This window comes from Rhizobium aethiopicum (genome assembly GCF_014197535.1).
GTDB classification, from domain to species: domain Bacteria; phylum Pseudomonadota; class Alphaproteobacteria; order Rhizobiales; family Rhizobiaceae; genus Rhizobium; species Rhizobium aethiopicum_A.
Genome location: NZ_JACIFV010000008.1, coordinates 122,787 through 140,596, shown reverse-complemented (window position 1 = coordinate 140,596; position 17,810 = coordinate 122,787). Strand labels below are relative to the sequence as shown.

At 59.7% G+C, this 17,810-nt stretch carries 18 protein-coding genes and 1 tRNA gene; 10 read left to right on the top strand and 9 right to left on the bottom strand.

Annotated features, from left to right (window positions below; genetic code table 11):
• Positions 1 to 10 precede the first annotated feature (10 nt).
• Entirely contained in the window at positions 11 to 760 is a 750-nt protein-coding gene (locus GGD53_RS13870; protein ID WP_184456861.1) for a cytochrome c biogenesis protein CcdA, read from the bottom strand.
• Between the two features lie 211 nt (positions 761 to 971).
• Between GGD53_RS13870 and GGD53_RS13865 the strand changes: the two genes are divergently transcribed.
• Positions 972 to 1,047, top strand: a tRNA-Lys gene (locus tag GGD53_RS13865).
• A gap of 457 nt (positions 1,048 to 1,504) precedes the next feature.
• Here the strand turns inward: GGD53_RS13865 and GGD53_RS13860 are convergent.
• Both GGD53_RS13860 and GGD53_RS13855 read right to left on the bottom strand, forming a co-directional pair.
• Positions 1,505 to 1,780, bottom strand: a complete 276-nt coding sequence (locus GGD53_RS13860; RefSeq protein ID WP_184456859.1) for a hypothetical protein — start codon at positions 1,778 to 1,780, stop codon at positions 1,505 to 1,507.
• Positions 1,781 to 1,874: 94 nt separating this feature from the next.
• The gene (locus tag GGD53_RS13855) at positions 1,875 to 2,201 is read right to left on the bottom strand and encodes a hypothetical protein (protein ID WP_184456857.1); all 327 of its coding nucleotides are present in this window, start codon (positions 2,199 to 2,201) and stop codon (positions 1,875 to 1,877) included.
• A gap of 39 nt (positions 2,202 to 2,240) precedes the next feature.
• Here GGD53_RS13855 and GGD53_RS13850 point away from each other — a divergent pair, with 39 nt between their 5' ends.
• The 3 genes from GGD53_RS13850 (at position 2,241) to GGD53_RS13840 (ending at position 5,300) form a co-directional block, all read left to right on the top strand.
• Positions 2,241 to 3,248: a PD-(D/E)XK nuclease family protein gene (locus tag GGD53_RS13850; protein WP_246717770.1), complete on the top strand. Its 1,008-nt coding sequence runs from the start codon at positions 2,241 to 2,243 to the stop codon at positions 3,246 to 3,248.
• 1,039 nt (positions 3,249 to 4,287) lie between these two features.
• A complete protein-coding gene (locus GGD53_RS13845; RefSeq protein WP_184456853.1) occupies positions 4,288 to 4,677 on the top strand; it encodes a hypothetical protein in 390 nt (129 codons plus the stop codon).
• A 224-nt stretch (positions 4,678 to 4,901) separates the two neighbouring features.
• A complete protein-coding gene (locus GGD53_RS13840; RefSeq protein WP_184456851.1) occupies positions 4,902 to 5,300 on the top strand; it encodes a hypothetical protein in 399 nt (132 codons plus the stop codon).
• Positions 5,301 to 5,503: 203 nt separating this feature from the next.
• Here GGD53_RS13840 and GGD53_RS13835 read toward each other — a convergent pair whose 3' ends face one another.
• On the bottom strand, positions 5,504 to 6,115 hold the full coding sequence (locus GGD53_RS13835; RefSeq protein WP_184456849.1) for a L,D-transpeptidase: 612 nt from the start codon (positions 6,113 to 6,115) through the stop codon (positions 5,504 to 5,506).
• Between the two features lie 318 nt (positions 6,116 to 6,433).
• A complete protein-coding gene (locus tag GGD53_RS13830) occupies positions 6,434 to 6,907 on the bottom strand; it encodes a nucleoside deaminase (RefSeq protein ID WP_184456848.1) in 474 nt (157 codons plus the stop codon).
• A gap of 189 nt (positions 6,908 to 7,096) precedes the next feature.
• On the opposite strand from GGD53_RS13830, the gene GGD53_RS13825 reads away from it, so the two are divergent.
• Positions 7,097 to 7,267, top strand: a complete 171-nt coding sequence (locus tag GGD53_RS13825) for a hypothetical protein (RefSeq protein ID WP_184456846.1) — start codon at positions 7,097 to 7,099, stop codon at positions 7,265 to 7,267.
• A gap of 346 nt (positions 7,268 to 7,613) precedes the next feature.
• Positions 7,614 to 9,107, top strand: a complete 1,494-nt coding sequence (locus GGD53_RS13820) for an FAD-dependent monooxygenase (protein WP_184456844.1) — start codon at positions 7,614 to 7,616, stop codon at positions 9,105 to 9,107.
• A 21-nt stretch (positions 9,108 to 9,128) separates the two neighbouring features.
• Here GGD53_RS13820 and GGD53_RS13815 read toward each other — a convergent pair whose 3' ends face one another.
• Positions 9,129 to 9,728 (bottom strand): hypothetical protein, encoded by a 600-nt coding sequence (locus GGD53_RS13815; protein WP_348647419.1) that lies wholly within the window; start codon positions 9,726 to 9,728, stop codon positions 9,129 to 9,131.
• Here GGD53_RS13815 and GGD53_RS31690 point away from each other — a divergent pair.
• The 3 genes from GGD53_RS31690 (at position 9,645) to GGD53_RS13805 (ending at position 12,585) form a co-directional block, all read left to right on the top strand.
• The gene (locus GGD53_RS31690) at positions 9,645 to 10,091 is read left to right on the top strand and encodes a hypothetical protein (protein WP_246717775.1); all 447 of its coding nucleotides are present in this window, start codon (positions 9,645 to 9,647) and stop codon (positions 10,089 to 10,091) included. The two genes, GGD53_RS13815 and GGD53_RS31690, sit on opposite strands and share 84 nt — an antisense overlap.
• A 49-nt stretch (positions 10,092 to 10,140) precedes the next feature.
• A complete protein-coding gene (locus GGD53_RS13810) occupies positions 10,141 to 11,547 on the top strand; it encodes an adenylate/guanylate cyclase domain-containing protein (protein WP_184456840.1) in 1,407 nt (468 codons plus the stop codon).
• Between the two features lie 147 nt (positions 11,548 to 11,694).
• On the top strand, positions 11,695 to 12,585 hold the full coding sequence (locus tag GGD53_RS13805) for a LysR family transcriptional regulator (RefSeq protein ID WP_184456838.1): 891 nt from the start codon (positions 11,695 to 11,697) through the stop codon (positions 12,583 to 12,585).
• 80 nt (positions 12,586 to 12,665) lie between these two features.
• On the opposite strand, the gene GGD53_RS13800 is transcribed toward GGD53_RS13805, so the two are convergent.
• Entirely contained in the window at positions 12,666 to 14,456 is a 1,791-nt protein-coding gene (locus GGD53_RS13800) for an ABC transporter ATP-binding protein (RefSeq protein ID WP_184456836.1), read from the bottom strand.
• A 397-nt stretch (positions 14,457 to 14,853) separates the two neighbouring features.
• Positions 14,854 to 15,726, bottom strand: coding sequence for an ornithine carbamoyltransferase (locus tag GGD53_RS13795; protein WP_348647418.1), 873 nt, complete (start codon positions 15,724 to 15,726; stop codon positions 14,854 to 14,856).
• A gap of 558 nt (positions 15,727 to 16,284) precedes the next feature.
• Between GGD53_RS13795 and GGD53_RS13790 the strand changes: the two genes are divergently transcribed.
• Positions 16,285 to 16,566 (top strand): DUF982 domain-containing protein, encoded by a 282-nt coding sequence (locus GGD53_RS13790; protein ID WP_184456834.1) that lies wholly within the window; start codon positions 16,285 to 16,287, stop codon positions 16,564 to 16,566.
• A gap of 172 nt (positions 16,567 to 16,738) precedes the next feature.
• Here the strand turns inward: GGD53_RS13790 and GGD53_RS13785 are convergent, their stop codons facing one another.
• Complete coding sequence (locus GGD53_RS13785) at positions 16,739 to 17,566, bottom strand: nickel-binding protein (protein ID WP_184456832.1); 828 nt, start codon at positions 17,564 to 17,566, stop codon at positions 16,739 to 16,741.
• Positions 17,567 to 17,810 lie beyond the last annotated feature (244 nt).

The window sequence follows — 17,810 nt, the reverse complement described above, 5'->3', positions numbered from 1 at the left end:
AGAATCTCTTCTAGCCGATTTGCATCAGGATCGGAAAGGTCTGCTGGAACCAGATCGCCACATCGCTGACCCAGCCGAACAGGAAGGCGAGGCCGGTCAGGATGAGGAAGACGCCCATCACCTTTTCCACCGTGCCGAGATGGCGGCGGAAGCGCGACAGGAAGCGCATGAAGGCGCCGGAAAAGCCGGCGGCGATCCAGAAAGGGATGGCAAGGCCGAGCGAATAGATGGCGAGCAGCCCGGCGCCGGATCCGACCGTCTCGCGCGCGGCGGCGACGCCGAGGATGGCGCCGAGCACCGGCCCGATGCAGGGCGTCCAGCCGAAGGCGAAGGCAAGGCCCATGACATAGGCGCCGGTCAGCGTCGCCGGCTTGCCGCCGCCCTGGAAGCGCGCCTCGCGGGCGAGCAGACCGATTCGGAACAGGCCGAGGAAATTCAGCCCCATGACGATGATAACAAGCCCGCCGATCTTGGAGAGCAGATCGAGATGCTGGCGAAGCGCCATGCCGATGCTCGACGCACCGGCGCCGAGCGCCACGAAGACGGTGGCAAAGCCGAGCGTGAAGAGCAGCGCCGAAAACAGCACGCCGCGCCTGATATCGGGGGCGACCGCCACCGCGCCGCCGCCGCGGAACTGCTCGACCGATATGCCGGCCATATAGCAGAGATAGGGCGGGACGAGGGGGAGCACGCAGGGCGAAAGAAAGGAAAGCGCCCCTGCCAACAACGCGCTCCACAGGGAAATATCGGCAATCGACACGCATTCTCTCCGGCTGCAATCTGCGCCCTGTTCCTAGCCTCGCAGGCCCGGGATTGCCAATCACCTTTTTGCGTGGGCGACAAATCTGGCTTTGTGCGCCAGAGAAATGTGTCCTACCTTCGCAAAAGCCGAATTTTTCGGTTGACCGCAATGGGTCACCTGCCTATGTTCCGCCCACTTCCAGCCGGGGTGCCTCACACCCGCGGAGAGGGAGAGCGTAGCTCAGCCGGTAGAGCAACTGACTTTTAATCAGTAGGTCTCGGGTTCGAACCCCGACGCTCTCACCAAAAACAAAAAAACAACCGCATATAGTGTTTCGAATGCGGAGCGAGCGCTCCCGTGGATCCCGGTTTCGCCGGAGTTGTGGCCCGCGCACTCGAAAAGAACGCCATCTTCCGATCTGCATCGCTCGTTGCGCTTGGAACGCCTTTTTGCCGCAGCCCAGGAGCTTTTCAAGCATCGGCACGACGAAGGCGGATTTACCGGCTGGCTCGCGACTCGCCTTCCGCGTCTCCCGCAAAGCTCCGCTTATCAAGCGATTGAAATCTTCAAAGGCGGCGTCGCGAGCTACCACGTTTATAAGAGCGAGTTTCATGGCATTTATCATCCGCGTATATGAGGCGACGATGTCGATTAGTCGGAGGCAACGGAAGAAGTCACCTTGGGCCAACTGCAACTCTGCGCAGATTTACTCGGCCTTGATTCCACGGCAGCAATCTATCAATCCGGCTTTAAGCGCCTGATTCATAGGTCCTCCCCCTCAAGCGAGCAGACTTCGAGATCGTCTTCGTCGAAAACTATCTCGGCCAACCGATACGGGGGGCCATCAAACCAGCCCATCGCATCTGCCTGCTCATAAGTAAGCGATTCGTGCTCCTTCCTGCCATCAGCCTGGACGGTCGTCATTTCAACCGGGTGGATGCCAATCGCGACAACTGTGCGCGTGCCGACGTCGGTACACCTCCACCGACTTTTCCCGCACCAGAACTCCAGACCGATCTGAAACTCCGAGTGTTCCATGTATGACCTCCCTGATTTCGTATGTGATGATTGCAAATAGCCGAGTGTCGGGTCTCGAGGCTGCTGCTATCTTGTAAAAGTCGAATCGGGAGGATCACAAACCTGACTCGCGCCGAACAGGGCGCTTTGTCCAATCCAGCCACGCTCGGTTTATGATAGTTGTTTCCTTAACCGGAGCGCCCATGGTCCAATACTGTCGGCCGTCGATGTCAAGGTAGACAGAGCTTCTACTAGTTGGCTCAAACCACCTTCGTTCGCCCTGCGTGCGGATGAATGAGACGGCTTCCTCAAACAGGGCCTGGTCCTCCGGCGGATCATCGAATTGTCGTACCGAGTATTCGTGCGGCCACTGCGGCATGGTTTTCGCGTAACGCCAGTGGCGCGTGCCGATGAATTTCTTGAAGTCATCAATGCTATCCATTGGGTCTCGTCTTTGGTCCCGAAGTTCAAGAGGCTAATCATGCGACTGCTCATGACCCACCTCGCCCAATTCAGCTCGCTCTCCAAACAGGGAGAGTTGCTGTGCACGCAGGGGCTCGCCTACCTTCTTCAAAATCCGGATGCGCGCAAGAGCTTTGGGGACCATATCTCCAAGACGGTGGGCCGAACTATCAACTCCGACTTGACTTGGCGAGCTGAGGCTCGACAGAAAGACGGTGCCCGCCCCGACTTGGAGGGCTGCACGGCTGACGGAAAGCTCGTGGTCAAGATAGAGGCGAAATTGGGCGCGGCGTTTGGCGAGGGCCAACTCAGTTCGTACCTTGGCGACCTTCAAGAAAGCCCTCATAGTGGAATGTTGCTGGTGCTGGTCCCTCAATACCGCGTTGCTGCGATGAAAGCGTCGGTGCCGAATGCGTCCCCTCTTACCGGGGATGGTCCTTGGCAGCACAATGCAACGTCCGACTTGACCGTTGCGGTGATCGATTGGGAGGGGGTTTTGGTTACTCTGAGAGACGTTCGCTCGGACCCGTTCCGTGGTGACCTCGCCCAATTTGAGGCCATGTACAGGGTCCTTGCGGGCCACGACATAGAGCCACTGAGGAGTGTCTCTGAACTGCTCGCTTGGCGCGAGCGGAAAGAGGTATTCGTCAATCTCGTGGATCGGGTTACCCGCCGCTTGGCGCAGCAGAGCCGAGTCCTCCCGATGGGCAAGGATCGCGACGACTACCAGCGTCGATATGTCTGCCTACCGCTTGGCGCCGAGCAGCCCTGCTTCAGCGTGGGGGTCCGCGATCCTTTTGCGGGGTACACGACGCCTATTTGGCTGCGGTTCCACCGTCTTACGCCCAAGTTCTCGGTTATCCGCGAACGTCTTGTCGCGTCTGGCTTGTCGCAGCAATTAACTGAGTGCGGCGGCCACATCTGGATACATCTCGATATTCCGCTCAATGCCGATGGCGAAAGTCTGGTTGACTCGTTGGTTGAGCAAGCACAATGGGTTATCGAGGTCGCGTACCAGCCATTGTGACACACAGACGTGTATCCCACCAAATCTCTCAGAGGCGGCAATTATGCTTGCCCCGGCGACGACTGGTGAATCGGTGACTGCCCCGGTTTTCTCACAGCGCCCCTGCCGTGCAGACCCCTTGAACCCACCGCCGCCGATATCGGGTTTTCCGGCAAGGATGTTCATGAGGCCCGGTTTACCCCCGGCGATGCGGAGCAGATGGCCGACAAGAGCGGCTTCAAAGTTTCGCGGTGCCGACGTTCAGCTCACAGCCCGCGCAAAGTCCGGCAGTCTCCATCGGGCGACGGTGAGCCCACGCGGGCGATCACCGTTTATGATGGTTCACCTGCCGCTTGGAACCAAACGCTATTCTCGGCACTACTGTCGCCTGCCGACAAGGCCGTGTTTATGCTCGGTCCCGAACACCACGCGTGTGGGTCCGTCTCTGGCCCAGCCGCGCAAGAGTTTTCCGGCAGGCGAGCACGGAGCCGTACCCATACACCAAAAGAAGTAAATTCCGCCTTGGCGGTGCGCCTATTGGGCGATCTTGACATCTGCGTGCATTCCCACAACCTGCAGCTATGGGGAGTGGTCGTGATTATGGGGGATTCATGAGTGTTTGTAATCACGTAAAATCAGCTTGCTTATTTGCCTCTTTGACGTTGCTTTCGGCTAATCAAGCATTCGCGTTCACTCTTACCCGCATCAGGGTCCCCGACTGGATGGATCCGTATATGGCCATGTTTTTGGTTTTCTCATTATTTGGTTATCTGGGATTGGTAGTGACGAAACCACGCGGAGTGCCTGTTAAGCAGCTTTCCAGGGTCAAATTTTCACCCCTCGCCAACTTCTTTCGCGTCTTCTTTGGCACCATGTTTCTCATATTCATGGCTATGCTGTTTGTAGGCATGGCCCTTCGTCGGTACGCAGAATAGAGCCTCACGGATCTTCCCACCGAATCATCTTGCCCGAAGCGAAAGTTGCGCCCTGAGGTTGAAATCATGTGTCGGTTCCTCTTTGATGGCAGGGGCGATCATTGCTCTGTAGCCCGGAGACTGCGATGGATATGACCACCCTCAGCGAACGCTTTTTTGGCCTGTCCTTCCTGATGCTCTGGGTGTTGCTGGCAATCCTGATCTTTAGCGCCCTGCGTCATGGGTTGAATGCAGAGCCGAAGGACGATGACCGGTCCCGCGCGCAGGATCGGTCACATGGACGCATAGTCCGGCATCTCCTCGAAGGCGACAGGCGGAACAGAGCCATGGCCCAGGCTGTCGAGGCCAAGGCCAAGTCCTATTTCGCGCGCCGCATCGGTAAGATCCATCTGGCAGCGCTGGCCTTCTTCATAGCGACGACCCTGTTTCTGGCGCTCTGGAATCGCTACGAGGTCAAAATGCAACGGGCATCCCAAATCCCAGTTACATCACCGCTGCAGCACGATGCTGACTGACTTCGGGCAATCGCTATTCCGGCGAAATACAGCCCACCTGATGTTTCGTCAGCGTCAAAAAATTCTCCGGGTGAGATAGTGCGCGGGTCTTTAGTCTGCCCGCCTTTGGCGGGTTCAATCGCCCTCTCCAAAAGAAGGTGCCTTTCCATCAAATTGCTCAGCTTTCGAGCCGTTGCGGACCGCAGGTCAATTGCTCATAGTTCGCCAGCGTTGGGGGATCATGCATGTTCAATGTTCCGAAATACCTGATCGCATTTTACATGAGCTTGGCGATGCAGACCGCCTCGGCCCAAACAGTTGAGCCCGGCAGGTGCTACAACGAAATGGCAGACGTCATCGCAACGATAGATGCAGTGATGTCACGCGAGAAGGCAGATATTTCCGGCTACAGCAAGCGCTTGCAGCAAAGATTACCCAAGGGCCCCTGCGATATTGAGGCAATTCGCGCCGTAGCGAGGAGTTCTCCTCATTTCCGATGGCACAAGATTGGTAAAATGTCTGACATGTTCAGGTTCTCGAATGAAGAATTGGTTTCTGATTTTTGGATTGATTTGAATACGAAGGAAATACCTCAAGACTCTTTATGGATACGCGTCAAAAAGACGGAATACGACTATGAATAAAATCGGTCGGTCCCTGACGTGCTGCGAAGCGATGGCGCAAGTCATCGGTCCTGGTGACCGAGTTGGACGCATTTCCCATCTAGCTCATCTCCGCTGATAGCTTTGATCAATCTTTGGCGGCCGCCATGGTCCGAACGGCTCGTTCTGAAATGTTCGCCCTCGGCTGGCGAGAAACCTCTAGGGCTGCGACGCACCCGACCCAATCACCGCTGGACGATCACGCGGGTTCCCGGCTGGACCATATCGTAAAGCTCCTCGACGTCCTCGCGGTACATCCGGAAGCATCCGCTTGATGCGTTGGTGCCGATGGAGGAGGGGTCGTTGGTGCCGTGGATGCGGAGAAGTCCGTCGGCAAGGTAGATCGCCCGGGTGCCAAGCGGATTTGCGGGCCCGGGCTTCACTACTTCCGGGAGCCTTGGGTTCTTCTGGCGCATGCTGGCTGTTGGCCGCCATTCGGGATGCAGTCGTTTCGACACGACCCGCGTTGTCCCGTACCATTGTTTGCCTTCGCGGCCGACGGCGATGGGGTAGGCAAACTGCTCACCCGCTGACGTCGTGTAGATAAGGGTGTGCTCACGCGTGGCGATGACGATGGTTCCTCTTCCAATTCGCGTCGATGGCTCCCGAGGTTCTTGAAGGGGTTCCCCATAGTCAGGTTCTAGCTCGTAGTCGGGAGGAGGGGGATAGGGGCTGTAAGGGTCATCATAGCCATAGCCGTCGTATTCACCATATCCGTCATACGGCGCGTAAACTTGGGCTTGGGCATGTGCCGCTATCAGAAATAGGGCCGCAGCAAGGAGAACCAGCAATCTCATTCGTCGCATCCGCCTGTTATACAATCATGATTGGGTCGAATTCTATGGCGGCACTATGGCGGGCTGGATTTCGATTTGACGGTGATCTTCCGTCGCTCCCGTTTTTCGCTGGGTTCGCGTATCGAGCCCACGAACCCCCAGGCGAGGGCTTCCAAAGGAAGCTGCGACGAGTGTTTGTTTTGCTGCGCGAGCCTTCGCAAAGCCCAAGGGCTGGCTGCGCATCGCCACGCTCTAGGAACGGCGCGCCCACAGTCTTCTTCTCGGCCATCTGCGTCGCAGCCGCCGTCATCCTATGGCTCTGATCAAAGGCCCCCGCGCCTAAACCTTGCTCAGATGCTTCGGCCAGAATTCCTGGTGCACTTCGGCGGCTTCCTCTTCGAGGTTCGTCGGGCCAACAACTGTGACGGCACGCGCGCCGGTCTGCAACACCGCCCGGCTGGGCACGTTCAACCCGATCCCGGCAATCTCGCCAAGCCGCGTTTCGGAGCACGCAAACACCATTCGCCCGATCCCCGACCAGTAGATCGCCCCGGAGCACATCGCGCAGGGTTCAGTGCTGGTATAGAGCGTGCAGTCGGCGAGAAAAGCAGGGTCGTGGTGCCGCGCCGCCAGTTTGACCAGGTTCATCTCGGCGTGGTTTGTCATATCGTGGCCGGTGAAGACGCTGTTTTCGGCGCGCAGGAGGACTGCGCCGTCCTTGACCAGGACCGAGCCAAACGGTTCGTCACCGTTTGCCACCGCGGATTTCGAGAGCGCAATCGCCTCGCGCAGAAACGGCTCGTGATTTTCCATGAGATCCCCCAAGGTTAGAGCGGGATGATCTTCTCTCGGATTGGAAGGATTTCCAAGCGCTGATCAGAATCAAGATTGGTGATCTGCGTCGCCTTCCGCGCAGATGCCGACGGCGGCCCCAGACCTTCATTCTCGGAACCAAAAGCGCCCGTATCGACTTTGACCCGTGAGTTATGTTGGAGGTCCCTGATGGACAGAACACCGAAAACGGCTATCCGCGGAATGATGTTGTACGTCCTCGCTCTTCTCGTCCTGGGTATTCTGGCAGGCGCCGCCTACACGCTCTATGGCCGTCCCGCCGATCCCTCTCAGCAATCGGCGGCTGAGGCTATTCCGCAAAAGGCGACAGCTCCGCAGTGAGGGGTGTCAAGATGCTATTGAATCGGTCGCCCTTCGAGAACGAATGGTGAAACCGAAAGCGTTCTGCCAGAGCCGGCGCCCACCCGGTCCGGTCGTGCTGAAACGCCCGCGCGCCACCGCGAGGCACCCCGCAAGCGGCAACCAACATGGCTTTGGAAAGCAAGGCAGAAATTCTGTCGCAAGTCCTTCCCACCATTAGGGAGCTTATGTTTATAGGGGGAACAACCTGCGACACGGGAAATCGGCACCCGAACAGGCATCACGAAAGTGGGGAGAGTCAACCGAGCCGGGTCGGCCCGCTATGGCGGATTTTGCGCTCGGACAGTGTGAACAGAGGAGTTCGCGGATGAGAGAACATGCGGTCGTGATATCGGGAGGAGGGCCGACGGGGCTGATGCTGGCGGGCGAATTGGCCCTGGCGGGCGTCGATGTCGCCATCGTCGAACGGCGCGAGAATCAGGAGATCGTCGGTTCTCGGGCCGGCGGCTTGAGTTCGCGCACGCTCGAAGTTCTCGATCAGCGCGGCATCGTCGATCCGTTCCTGGCGGAAGGGCAGATCGCCCAGGTCACGGGATTTGCGGTCACGCGGCTCGATATCAGCGATTTTCCGACCCGGCACAATTATGGGCTGGCGCTGCGGCAGAAGCATATTGAGCGGATCCTGGCCGGCTGGGTCGGCGAGCTGCCGGTGACGATCTATCGCGGCCGCGAACTGACCGGTTTCAGAGAGGACGAGGCCGGCGTCACCCTCGAACTCTCCGATGGGACGTCGCTGCGCGCAGGCTATCTCGTCGGCTGCGATGGCGGCCGCAGCCTGGTCCGCAAGATCGCCGGCATCGCCTTTCCGGGATGGGAAGCGACCACCAGCAATATTCTCGCCGAGGCCGAGATGGAGGAGGAGCCGCCACTCGGCGTCCACCGCACGGCGCTCGGCATGCATGCTTTCGGTCTCGAGGAATATCAAATCCGCGACGGCAAGGTGGTTTTTGCCAGCGAAGGTCCGATCAACGTCATGGTGACGGAACAGACGGCCGGCGGCACAGGCGAGCCGACGCTTGATGATCTCAGGCAAGCGCTCATCGCCGCCTGCGGAACCGATTATGGCATCCACGGCCTGAAGTGGATCTCCAGGTTCACCGACATGTCGCGGCAGGCGGAGGTCTACCGCAAGGGCAGGGTGCTGCTGGCGGGCGATGCCGCGCATGTGCATTCGCCGGTCGGCGGGCAGGGGCTCAATACCGGTGTGCAGGATGCGGTGAACCTCGGCTGGAAGCTGGCCCAGGTGGTGAAGGGCATATCGCCTGAGGCCCTGCTGGACACCTATCATGCCGAACGGCATCCAGTCGCCGCCCGCGTGCTGCGCACGACGATGGCGCAGGTCGCGTTGCAACGGACTGATGATCGCACCGAGGCTCTCAGAGAGGTCGTGCTGGAGCTGCTTGGCCTTGAGGAGGCGCGCAAGAAGATCGCCGCCGAGATGTCCGGACTTGGCATCCGTTATGATTTTGGCGAGGGGCACCCGTTGCTCGGCCGCCGCATGCCTGATCTCGACCTGGTCACCCCGGACGGCCCCTTGCGTGTCTTTAGCCTGCTGAAACAGGCGGGACCGGTGCTGTTAAACCTCGGGCCGCGCGGCAGCCTCGACACCGGGCCATGGTCAGACCGCGTGCCTCTGGTCGATGCGCGCTATGACGGGCCATGGGAGTTGCCGGGGCTGGGGGCGGTCGCAGCGCCGACCGCGGTGCTGATCCGGCCGGACGGATATGTGGCCTGGGTGGGCGAGGCGTCCCAGGATGGCCTTAATGCTGCGATGAACACCTGGTTCGGGCCGCCCCGCTGACAGGGCGAAAAAACCGCTGAGCTAGGCGGCCAGCGAAATCGGCGCGACGTCCGGCATTGGCTCCGGCATCGGTTTGCCCCGGCGCTCCCAGGTGCGGCGGCTGATGCCGAAGGCCTCCCAGGGGCGGGCTGCGCTGAGTGAATTGTCGAGATAGTCGGCCCTGGAAACGGCGCCGGCGGCCCGCCGCTGCTCTTCCTTTCGGCTTCGGTCGCGCTGGCGCTGCTTTGCCTTCTGCAGTTTTGCTCTTTTCGCCTTCGGCACGTCGAAGGCGCCGATGGTGCGAATGTCGAGCGCGCTGCGTTCCGCATAGCTCAGATGCAGGGCGTGACCGAGCGCGTCGGCGGTCAGCGGAGAAAAGCGCAGTTTCGTCCGCTCGTAGATGATTTCCTCGATCGCAGTTTTCTCAGCCCAGGGCAGCCAGCGCGCCGCCCAGCCGAGAACCACCTCGACAAAGCCTTCCTTGAACTCGACAAAGGCGAGGCCGGCGATCACCTCGACATAGATCAAGGCGTCATCCGCCTCGGGCACGATCTCGCCATGACGATGCCGGATCAATTTCTCGATCTCGCGCATCCGGCCGCGGAAATGATTCCAGCGGCCGCCGCGCATGCGGCGCTGCACGGCCTTGTAACCCAGCAGGCAGTCGCCGATCTTGATCGCGGTAATATCCCGCGCAAGACCCTCCGCACACCCGGCCTCGTCAGCCCGATCTGCCGATCGAGCCCATTCATCCGCACCGACGAGACGATCCATCGTTTCTCCTTTGCGATCTGCCCCAAGAGGCCGAAACGACTGATTGTAGCGGAAGTCGAGGGGGTGACGTTCACTTTTTGTGCGCTGTTTCCACCGATTTTCGCAGTGGTGATGCAGTGGCGTAACGACCGATCCGATGCCCTATTTCGAGCGGCTTCCAAGCTTGACGATCGGGAAACGAGCGGCATCCCGGGTCCCTTTGATTTCTATTGGGAACGTCCCGTGTTATGATCACGGGACTGGCCTTATCGGCCGTGTTGTCAGTACAGAGACTTGTCCGATGAGCGAAGTGGACGTGCTTTTTGCCAGCCTGCGACAGGCGGCTGACCCGCAGACGGTCGAGTGCATCGAAAACGTCGTCAAGCACGGCGCCGATCGTGATCTCAATCGCGTCAATGCGCTCGCCTTCGCCGCCAAGCACCACCTCGATGAAGAGAAAACCATTGCAGCCTTTCTGCATGCGGCGCGCATCGGCGCCTTCGAGATGACCTGGAACGTGCTTTGCCCGGGATGCGGCGGCGTTCTCGACAGCGGCGCAACCCTCAAAGGGGTTAACCAGGATAGCTATCATTGCGCTCTCTGCGCGGCCGGATACGAACCGACCCTCGACGAGATGGTCGAAGTCACCTTCACGGTCAGTCCGCGCGCGCGCCGGATTGCCGCCCACGAGCCCGACCGGCTGCCGCCGCTCGAATATTACCGGCAGATTTTCTTCAGCTCCGGAGTCGACCTGCCGGAGGATCTCGAAGCCAGGTTCGACCGCATCCTGCTGGAGATGATCGAGCTGGCGCCGGGTGAGAAGGCCTTCGTGTCGCTGCAGCTGCCGGCGCAATTCGTCATCATCTTCGATGCGGTGACCCATTCGGCGCAGTTCATCGATGTGCAGGGGGAGCCCACGGAGGAACGCCAGAACCTCTCGATGGTCATCAGCCGCGGGCATGCCTTGAACGAAACCGTGACGCTGAGACCCGGCTTGCTGCGGCTCACGCTCGAGAACCACACCGATGGCCGGGTGGTGCCGAATGTCTGCATTGCCGGCGATGATCTGCACGACCTCCTGGGCCGCAGGCGGGAGTTTCTGACCGCCAAGCGCCTGCTGACGAACCAGAGTTTTCGCGACATCTACAGGACCGATACGCTCGACGTCGACCAGCGCCTGAAGATCACCAGCCTGACATTCCTGTTCACCGATCTCAGGGGCTCGACCGCGCTCTATGAGCGAGTCGGCGATCTCGCCGCTTTCGATCTGGTGCGGGCGCATTTCCGCGTTCTTCACGAGATCGTTGCCACCGAGGCCGGCGCGGTCGTCAAGACGATCGGCGATGCCGTGATGGCGACCTTTCCGAGCCCGGACCGGGCGGTGGCGGCGGCGCTGAGGATGCGTGAGGCGATGCGCCGGTTGAATGCCGAACACGGCAGCGAAGACCTCCTGCTGAAGATCGGCATCCACGAGGGACCGTGCCTCGCCGTCAACCTGAACGACAGGCAGGACTATTTCGGCCAGACGGTCAATATCGCCTCCCGCGTCCAGGGCCTTGCCGACCCGAATGTGATCATGACGACCGAGGCGATCGTCGAAGATGCCAATGTGTCGGAGATCCTGCGCGACAGCGGCGTCACGTCCGCCTCGCGAATGGCGGAGCTTCAGGGCATCGGCAGGGAGGTCAGGATCTTCGCCCTGTCGTGAGCCTCGAGTTGTTTTTCCGGTCTGATAACAGCCTGCCGTTCACTCTGGCGCTCAACAGAAGTTGAGCTGACTTCCGGAATTGATCGTTGCAATTCTCATGGACCTATCGATTCTCGACATTAATCGTAAGGACGGAGAGGGCGATCCATGAAGCGGGAAGACCTGAATGATATGCTGTGGTTCCTCGCTGTGGCCGAAGAGCGCAGCTTCACCAAAGCGGCGGCGAAGCTCGGCACGTCCCAATCGACGATCAGCCACACGATCAAGAAGCTCGAGGCGCGGATAGGTTTGCGGCTGTTGACCCGGACGACACGCAGCGTGTCGCCGACGGAGGCGGGGGAGAGGCTGATCCGCTCGCTCGCGCCGCGCATAGAGGAACTGGAATCCGAGATCGACCAGTTGATGGAGATCAGGGACAAGCCTTCGGGGACTGTCCGGATCACCCTGTCCGACCACGCCCTGGAGAGCATCGTCTGGCCGAAACTCCGCAATGTGCTGAAGCACTATCCCGACATCGGGCTGGAGTTGAACACGGATAACGGCTTTCGCAATATTGTCGAAGACCGGTTCGATGCCGGCGTGCGTCTCGGCGAAAGCGTCGACAAGGACATGATCGCTGTCAGGATCGGTCCGGACTGGCGCCTTGTCGCCGTTGGATCGCCGGACTATTTCGCAAGGCGCACTGCGCCTGAAAAGCCGCAGGACCTCGTCGGCCATATCTGCATCAACAACCGGCAATCGCGCTCGGGCGGTCTCTATGCCTGGGAGTTCGCAAAGGACGACAGGGAACTGCGGGTCCGGGTCGATGGGCAGCTTACGTTCAGCACGACCTACGCGATGATCGATGCTGCGGTCAAAGGTTACGGCATCGCCTATGTGCCGGAGGACATTGTCGCCCGCGAAATCGAGGCGGGGCGCCTGCTGCAGGTTCTTGACGACTGGTGCCCGTCTTTTCCCGGCTATCATCTCTACTACCCCAGCAGACGGCAGAACTCGCCCGCCTTCAAGGTGATCGTAGAAGCGCTCCGCCAATCCTGATGCGGCAATGTCAGACGCATATAATATCAGCCGCATATGCAGAAGAAGAGACGCCAGAGCATCAGCCCTGGCGTTTCGATTCAAGCCACCAGCCCCTTGGTCAATTCCAGCGCCTGCCGCTCGAACAGCCGGCGATAGATGCCGCCATTGAGCCGGATCAGCGCCTGGTGGTCGCCTTCTTCGACGACCTTGCCCTTGTCGAATACCAGCAGCCGATCGAGCGCCCGCACCGTGGACAGCCGATGGGCGATGACAAGCGTGGTGCGGCCGTCCATCAGGCGTTCCATAGCCTGCTGGATCTGCACTTCGCTTTCGCTGTCGAGGCTCGACGTCGCCTCGTCGAGGATCAAGATCGGGGCATCAGCCAGGAAGGCGCGGGCGATGGCGACACGCTGCCGCTCGCCGCCCGACAGCTTGACGCCGCGTTCGCCGACCATCGTCTCATAGCCCTTCGGAAGGTCCATGATGAAGCCGTGCGCATTGGCCTGTTTCGCCGCCTGCTCGATCTCACGCCGCGAGGCGTTCGGCCTGGAATAGGCGATATTTTCCGCGAGCGTCCGGTGGAACAGGATCGGCTCCTGCTGCACGATGGCGAGTTGGCCGCGCAGGCTCGATTGCCTGACCTCGGCGATGTCCTGCCCGTCGATGCGGATGGCGCCCGAGTTCACATCGTAGAGGCGCTGGATGAGCTTGACGAAAGTGGTCTTGCCCGAGCCAGAATGTCCAACCAGCCCCACACGCTCGCCCGGCCTGATGGTGACCGAAAAGTCCTCGTAAAGCGGGTCGGGATGAGCGCCATATTGGAAGGTGACGCGATCGAAGACGATCTCGCCCGCGCCGATCGCAATCGGCTTGGCGTGCGGCTTGTCCTCGATGCCGAGCGGCATCCTGTCGAGCAGCACCAACTCCTCCATGTCGTTGACGGCACGCTGGAGATTGCGGATGTCCTGGCCGACATTGCGTAGATAGCCTTGCAGAACGAAGAACATGGCGAGCACGAAGGTGATGTCGCCGGGGCTCGCCAGCCCCTGCCGCCACATGATCAGGCCCGTTCCCAGAATGCCGGCCTGCATAGAGACCATCATGAAGCCCTGGATCGTGCCGCTCAAAGTGCCGCGCTTCCATGTCCGCCGCGTCCGGCTGTCCCATTTACCCAGCACATGGCGCAAGCGGGCTTCTTCGCGGTTTTCCGCACCGAAGGCCTTGACCACCGAATTGCAGCTGATCGCATCTGCCAGCGCACCGCCGAGCCTGGTGTCCCAAGCATTGGCAAGCCTTGCCGCCGGCGACACGAAGCCCACGGAAAGCGCCACGGTGACTCCGATATAGATCAGCGACCCCGCCGCCACGATCAGGCCCATGATCGGCCAGTAGCTGCCGAGGACGATACTGGCGCCGACCAGCATGACGATGGACGGCAGCAGCGCGACCAGCAAGAGGTCGTTGAGCGAATCGAGCGCCCACATGCCGCGGGTGATCTTGCGCACCGTCGAACCGGCGAAGCTGTTGGCGTGCCAGTCGGTCGAAAACCGCTGCACCTTGTGGAAACCGTTATTGACCACATCCGCCATGATGCGCAGCGTCAGCCGGATGATGCCGTTGAAGATGAACCAGCGCAGTGCCACGCTGATAAAGCCGAGGATGACAACGACGGCAAAGGCGCTGAGCGCTCTGTCGACCGCGTTGCCGCCGGCAATGGCGTCGACGATCCGGCCGGAAAATACCGGCACCATGACTTCGGCCAGCGTGCTTGAAATTACCAGCACGATGATGATGCCGACCAATGCAGGCCGGTGAGTCCAATGATGAAAAACAAAGCCGAGCACGTGACGATAGGCATCGGCGCGGAAATCGAGCTTCTTGCGAGTCATTTTATACAGCCCGGCCCGTATCGGAAACCGGTCCTCAAAATCGAGAGTTGAAAGGCACAGCCCGCGCGGAAGACAAAGTAATGCCGTCAGATCAGTCGGGCTGAAGAAAGAGAAAACCGCATGTCGCGCGCGCTTGAGGCGGGTCGCGAAGGGATATGACCTAGCGTCGGGACATACCACACGGGAAGACTTCGATGATTGCTGATGTCATTCAACGCCTCCCTTTTGTTCGATCTGAAGCGGTAGCGTTTTTGTAGCGAAGCAATTCGCCATTGCCAAGAGGGAATTTACAACCGTAGGGAAAGTGATGCGAAAACGACACAATTGGGGGAGTGGGAAAGCTCATCTGCGCCGAGGGGTCGCGGGCCGGATCATGTCGAGGCGCAACGCCGGATCGTCAAGATGTCGCCCACTCCATGAGTGCGTTCTGGGCATGCAGCAGGAATTCCTTTGCGGGACGGCTTTGACAGACGGGGTGCGACATCGCGTCGGCAGTTACTTCCTGTCCTCTTGCGACTGGCGGGCATGGCAAAAAGATCAGGTCGCGCTGTCCCTTATCGAGAAGCGTTGCTGTTAGCTGATACGCGACCAGCTCGTTTTCCCTTGCCTCTTTCGGCCACGAGTCCGTGATGATGACATCCGCTTCAAGGGCATGCCTGATATCCCGGCTGATTTCGAAATTCGGGTTCAGGAGATTGGGATCGGCCACTTGCCAGCGCTCCGGGTAGACTTGGACGACGTGGATGGGCATGGATTTCGATGCCTCGACCCAGGAACGAAGAATGTTGGCATCTGGCGCGATCCCGACAACCTTGAGGCCGTCCAATGATCCCCTGACGCTCTTGATGTAGGCGAGATCGCCGAGCGTTTCGCACGGATGATTTAGTCTTGTTCGGGCATTGATGACAGGCGCATGCATGACGGCTGCGAGCTCTTGCAAGGTAGCAAGTTCCTTCGTCCTGACGACGAGGAGATCAAACCAGTTATCGAGATAGCCTGCGAGATCGGCGGTGGCCTCGCGGGTGTTGAAGCTGATCGGCGGTTGCACGCAGACGCCGCCCATAGCCTTGACGCCGAGATCGAAGGCGGCCGTATTCCGCCATCCCGTGTCGTCGACGATAATGCCCACCCGTTTGCCATGCAGGGATTGCGGCATGGTGCGGCCCGCCCAATGCTTCGCAAGCTGGTCGGCTCTGTCGATAATCGCAGCGACTGTGTCCAGCGGCAGTGAGTGGAATTCAAGGAAATCTTTGTTCAGCGTAGGATCCACGGTGTTTCCAATGTTTCTCTTGGCTATGCAAGCGATCGACCGCTCTGCAACGGTTATGCCGGCTCCTGATGCGCCAAACCTCCCATTGGCATAAACGGACTTTTCAATAACTGCACGAGCGAGCATTGCCGGGTCTGAATCCGCCCGCACAGGCCGGGTTCCTCGAAGTATCCAGCTGATATTGATAATCCTCCCGGTCCTGCCTCGCGGGCGAGGTGCAGGAAGCCGTGAGCGCGGATGCGCCGATCATCGTGCTGGTTGCGACCAATGTGAGGAATCGGGTCATCTGAGCTTCTCCTGAGGTTGGTGTCGGTAATCTATCACGCCGGCACAAACAGATGCGAGGACCGGCGAGGGCGATCACGCTCATCTGATGGAGACAATCGGGCTATCGTTCTTCATCATATGGTATACCGGACGATCGGCTCGGACTATTCTGCGGTTATGGAAGTAAGTCCGCAGTGTTACCAAGTGAATGATTCCCGATTTTGTCTTGAACAAATCGGCGATTTTTATTAATATAAAACCATAAAAAAGTAATATAAATGGGAGGTTACTATGTCGGAAGCTCGGTTCGAGCCGGTTTTTCTTCATCGTCAGCATTTCGTCGCCGAGATCACATGTCTCGACGAAATCTTCGATTTTCTGGATGAGTGGCCGCAGGACAAGCGAGGTCTGGCGTATGACACGCTGCTGAAGGCGTGCAGGGATACCGCCAAGGGGGCATTTCCTCTCAGCGCCGCACGCGAGAATTTCCGCCGTTTTCTGAAGATGTCGGGCATGCTCGACAGTGGACCCAAATTCGAGGGGATGGGCGATCGAAACGTCGGCAATGCTTGAAGAACCAGCTCTGATGATCTGAGCCGGCGTGCCGCCACGTCATAAGCGGTGAGTCTGGTCGCGGATCTCGACTGGTCGGCAGTCAAACCGAGCGCGGCAAGCCGCGGAAAGCGGCAACAGCTCTCAGCCGATTTCACCGGATCTATGCGCGTCGCCCCGGTCGCGACGCGCGTTAGCCAAGGCTGGCGGCCGCCCAATCGCAGCGGAAGACCAGCACGGGCTTCGAAAATCCCTTGATGCGCCGGCGCGTCGCATGGGCGAAGAGGTCGCCGGCGCCAAATTCCCGGAAGATATTCTCCGACACGAGGATCTGGTCACTGGCTGCGGCCGCGCAGAGGCGGGCTGCGAGCTGCACGGTGGAGCCGAAGAGGTCGTTGCTGTCCTCGACCGGCTCGCCGCAATCGAGTCCGATGCGAACATGGATCGGCTCGGCCTTGCTGCCGTTGTAATGCTGGAATTCCTGCTGGATCGCCATGGCGCATTCGACGGCCGCGGTCGTCGCCGCGAAGGCGGCCATGATGCCGTCGCCGGTGTGCTTCACTTCGCGGCCGGAATTTTTGCCGAGGCACCGGCGCACGATCGCGTCATGGGCTCTGACAAGCTCCGTCCCCATGCGGTCGCCGAGGCGCGTCGTCATCTCGGTCGAGCCGACAATATCGGTAAAGAGGATCGCCCGGTGGCCAGGATCCATCCGCGGCGCGGATTGGCCGGGCGCCGGATCGGGGTCATTAATGCGACCGAGAAAGGCCTCGACGGCCGACAGAGCCACCTCGACGACCTCGTTGGCGACGAAACCGTGCGCCTCGCGATGTACGCAGTGGACGGTTTCGACATCGGGCGCATCCACCAGACAGAAGGCCGTCCCGCGCCGCTCGTCGAACCAATAAGTCAGAAACTTGACGCCGTATCGATCCTGAATGTCGATATCCATGCGATGCGCCTGCGCAACCTCGGCGGCTGACGTTCCTTCGAGATAGTGTCGGTCCATGAAGATAGGCATCGCGCGTCCTCCCAGATCCGCCGCGTGCAAGAGGGGGCATTGTACGATCTGGATTCATTCACGTCCACCTTCGGGACAATCAATGCCCGATCATTGCAAGGCGTTGCTTCCGAGAAGGCAACGCGTTGCTGCACGCCCGACAGAATATGCATGGATATTGGCGATTTTGATGAGTGGGTGTAATGAGTTCAGTCTGATATTACCATAATCGGTCGTTTAATGCTGATAGCGAGAGTTCCGGAAC

Excerpts from the sequence above, each read along its gene's own strand:
- GGD53_RS13860 (WP_184456859.1), bottom strand. The coding sequence starts at position 1,780 with ATGGAACACTCGGAGTTTCAGATCGGTCTGGAGTTCTGGTGCGGGAAA.
- GGD53_RS13855 (WP_184456857.1), bottom strand. The coding sequence starts at position 2,201 with ATGGATAGCATTGATGACTTCAAGAAATTCATCGGCACGCGCCACTGG.
- GGD53_RS13850 (WP_246717770.1), top strand. The coding sequence starts at position 2,241 with ATGCGACTGCTCATGACCCACCTCGCCCAATTCAGCTCGCTCTCCAAA.
- GGD53_RS13845 (WP_184456853.1), top strand. The coding sequence starts at position 4,288 with ATGGATATGACCACCCTCAGCGAACGCTTTTTTGGCCTGTCCTTCCTG.
- GGD53_RS13840 (WP_184456851.1), top strand. The coding sequence starts at position 4,902 with ATGTTCAATGTTCCGAAATACCTGATCGCATTTTACATGAGCTTGGCG.
- GGD53_RS13835 (WP_184456849.1), bottom strand. The coding sequence starts at position 6,115 with ATGAGATTGCTGGTTCTCCTTGCTGCGGCCCTATTTCTGATAGCGGCA.
- GGD53_RS13830 (WP_184456848.1), bottom strand. The coding sequence starts at position 6,907 with ATGGAAAATCACGAGCCGTTTCTGCGCGAGGCGATTGCGCTCTCGAAA.
- GGD53_RS13825 (WP_184456846.1), top strand. The coding sequence starts at position 7,097 with ATGGACAGAACACCGAAAACGGCTATCCGCGGAATGATGTTGTACGTC.
- GGD53_RS13820 (WP_184456844.1), top strand. The coding sequence starts at position 7,614 with ATGAGAGAACATGCGGTCGTGATATCGGGAGGAGGGCCGACGGGGCTG.
- GGD53_RS31690 (WP_246717775.1), top strand. The coding sequence starts at position 9,645 with ATGACGATGCCGGATCAATTTCTCGATCTCGCGCATCCGGCCGCGGAA.
- GGD53_RS13810 (WP_184456840.1), top strand. The coding sequence starts at position 10,141 with ATGAGCGAAGTGGACGTGCTTTTTGCCAGCCTGCGACAGGCGGCTGAC.
- GGD53_RS13805 (WP_184456838.1), top strand. The coding sequence starts at position 11,695 with ATGAAGCGGGAAGACCTGAATGATATGCTGTGGTTCCTCGCTGTGGCC.
- GGD53_RS13800 (WP_184456836.1), bottom strand. The coding sequence starts at position 14,456 with ATGACTCGCAAGAAGCTCGATTTCCGCGCCGATGCCTATCGTCACGTG.
- GGD53_RS13790 (WP_184456834.1), top strand. The coding sequence starts at position 16,285 with ATGTCGGAAGCTCGGTTCGAGCCGGTTTTTCTTCATCGTCAGCATTTC.
- GGD53_RS13785 (WP_184456832.1), bottom strand. The coding sequence starts at position 17,566 with ATGCCTATCTTCATGGACCGACACTATCTCGAAGGAACGTCAGCCGCC.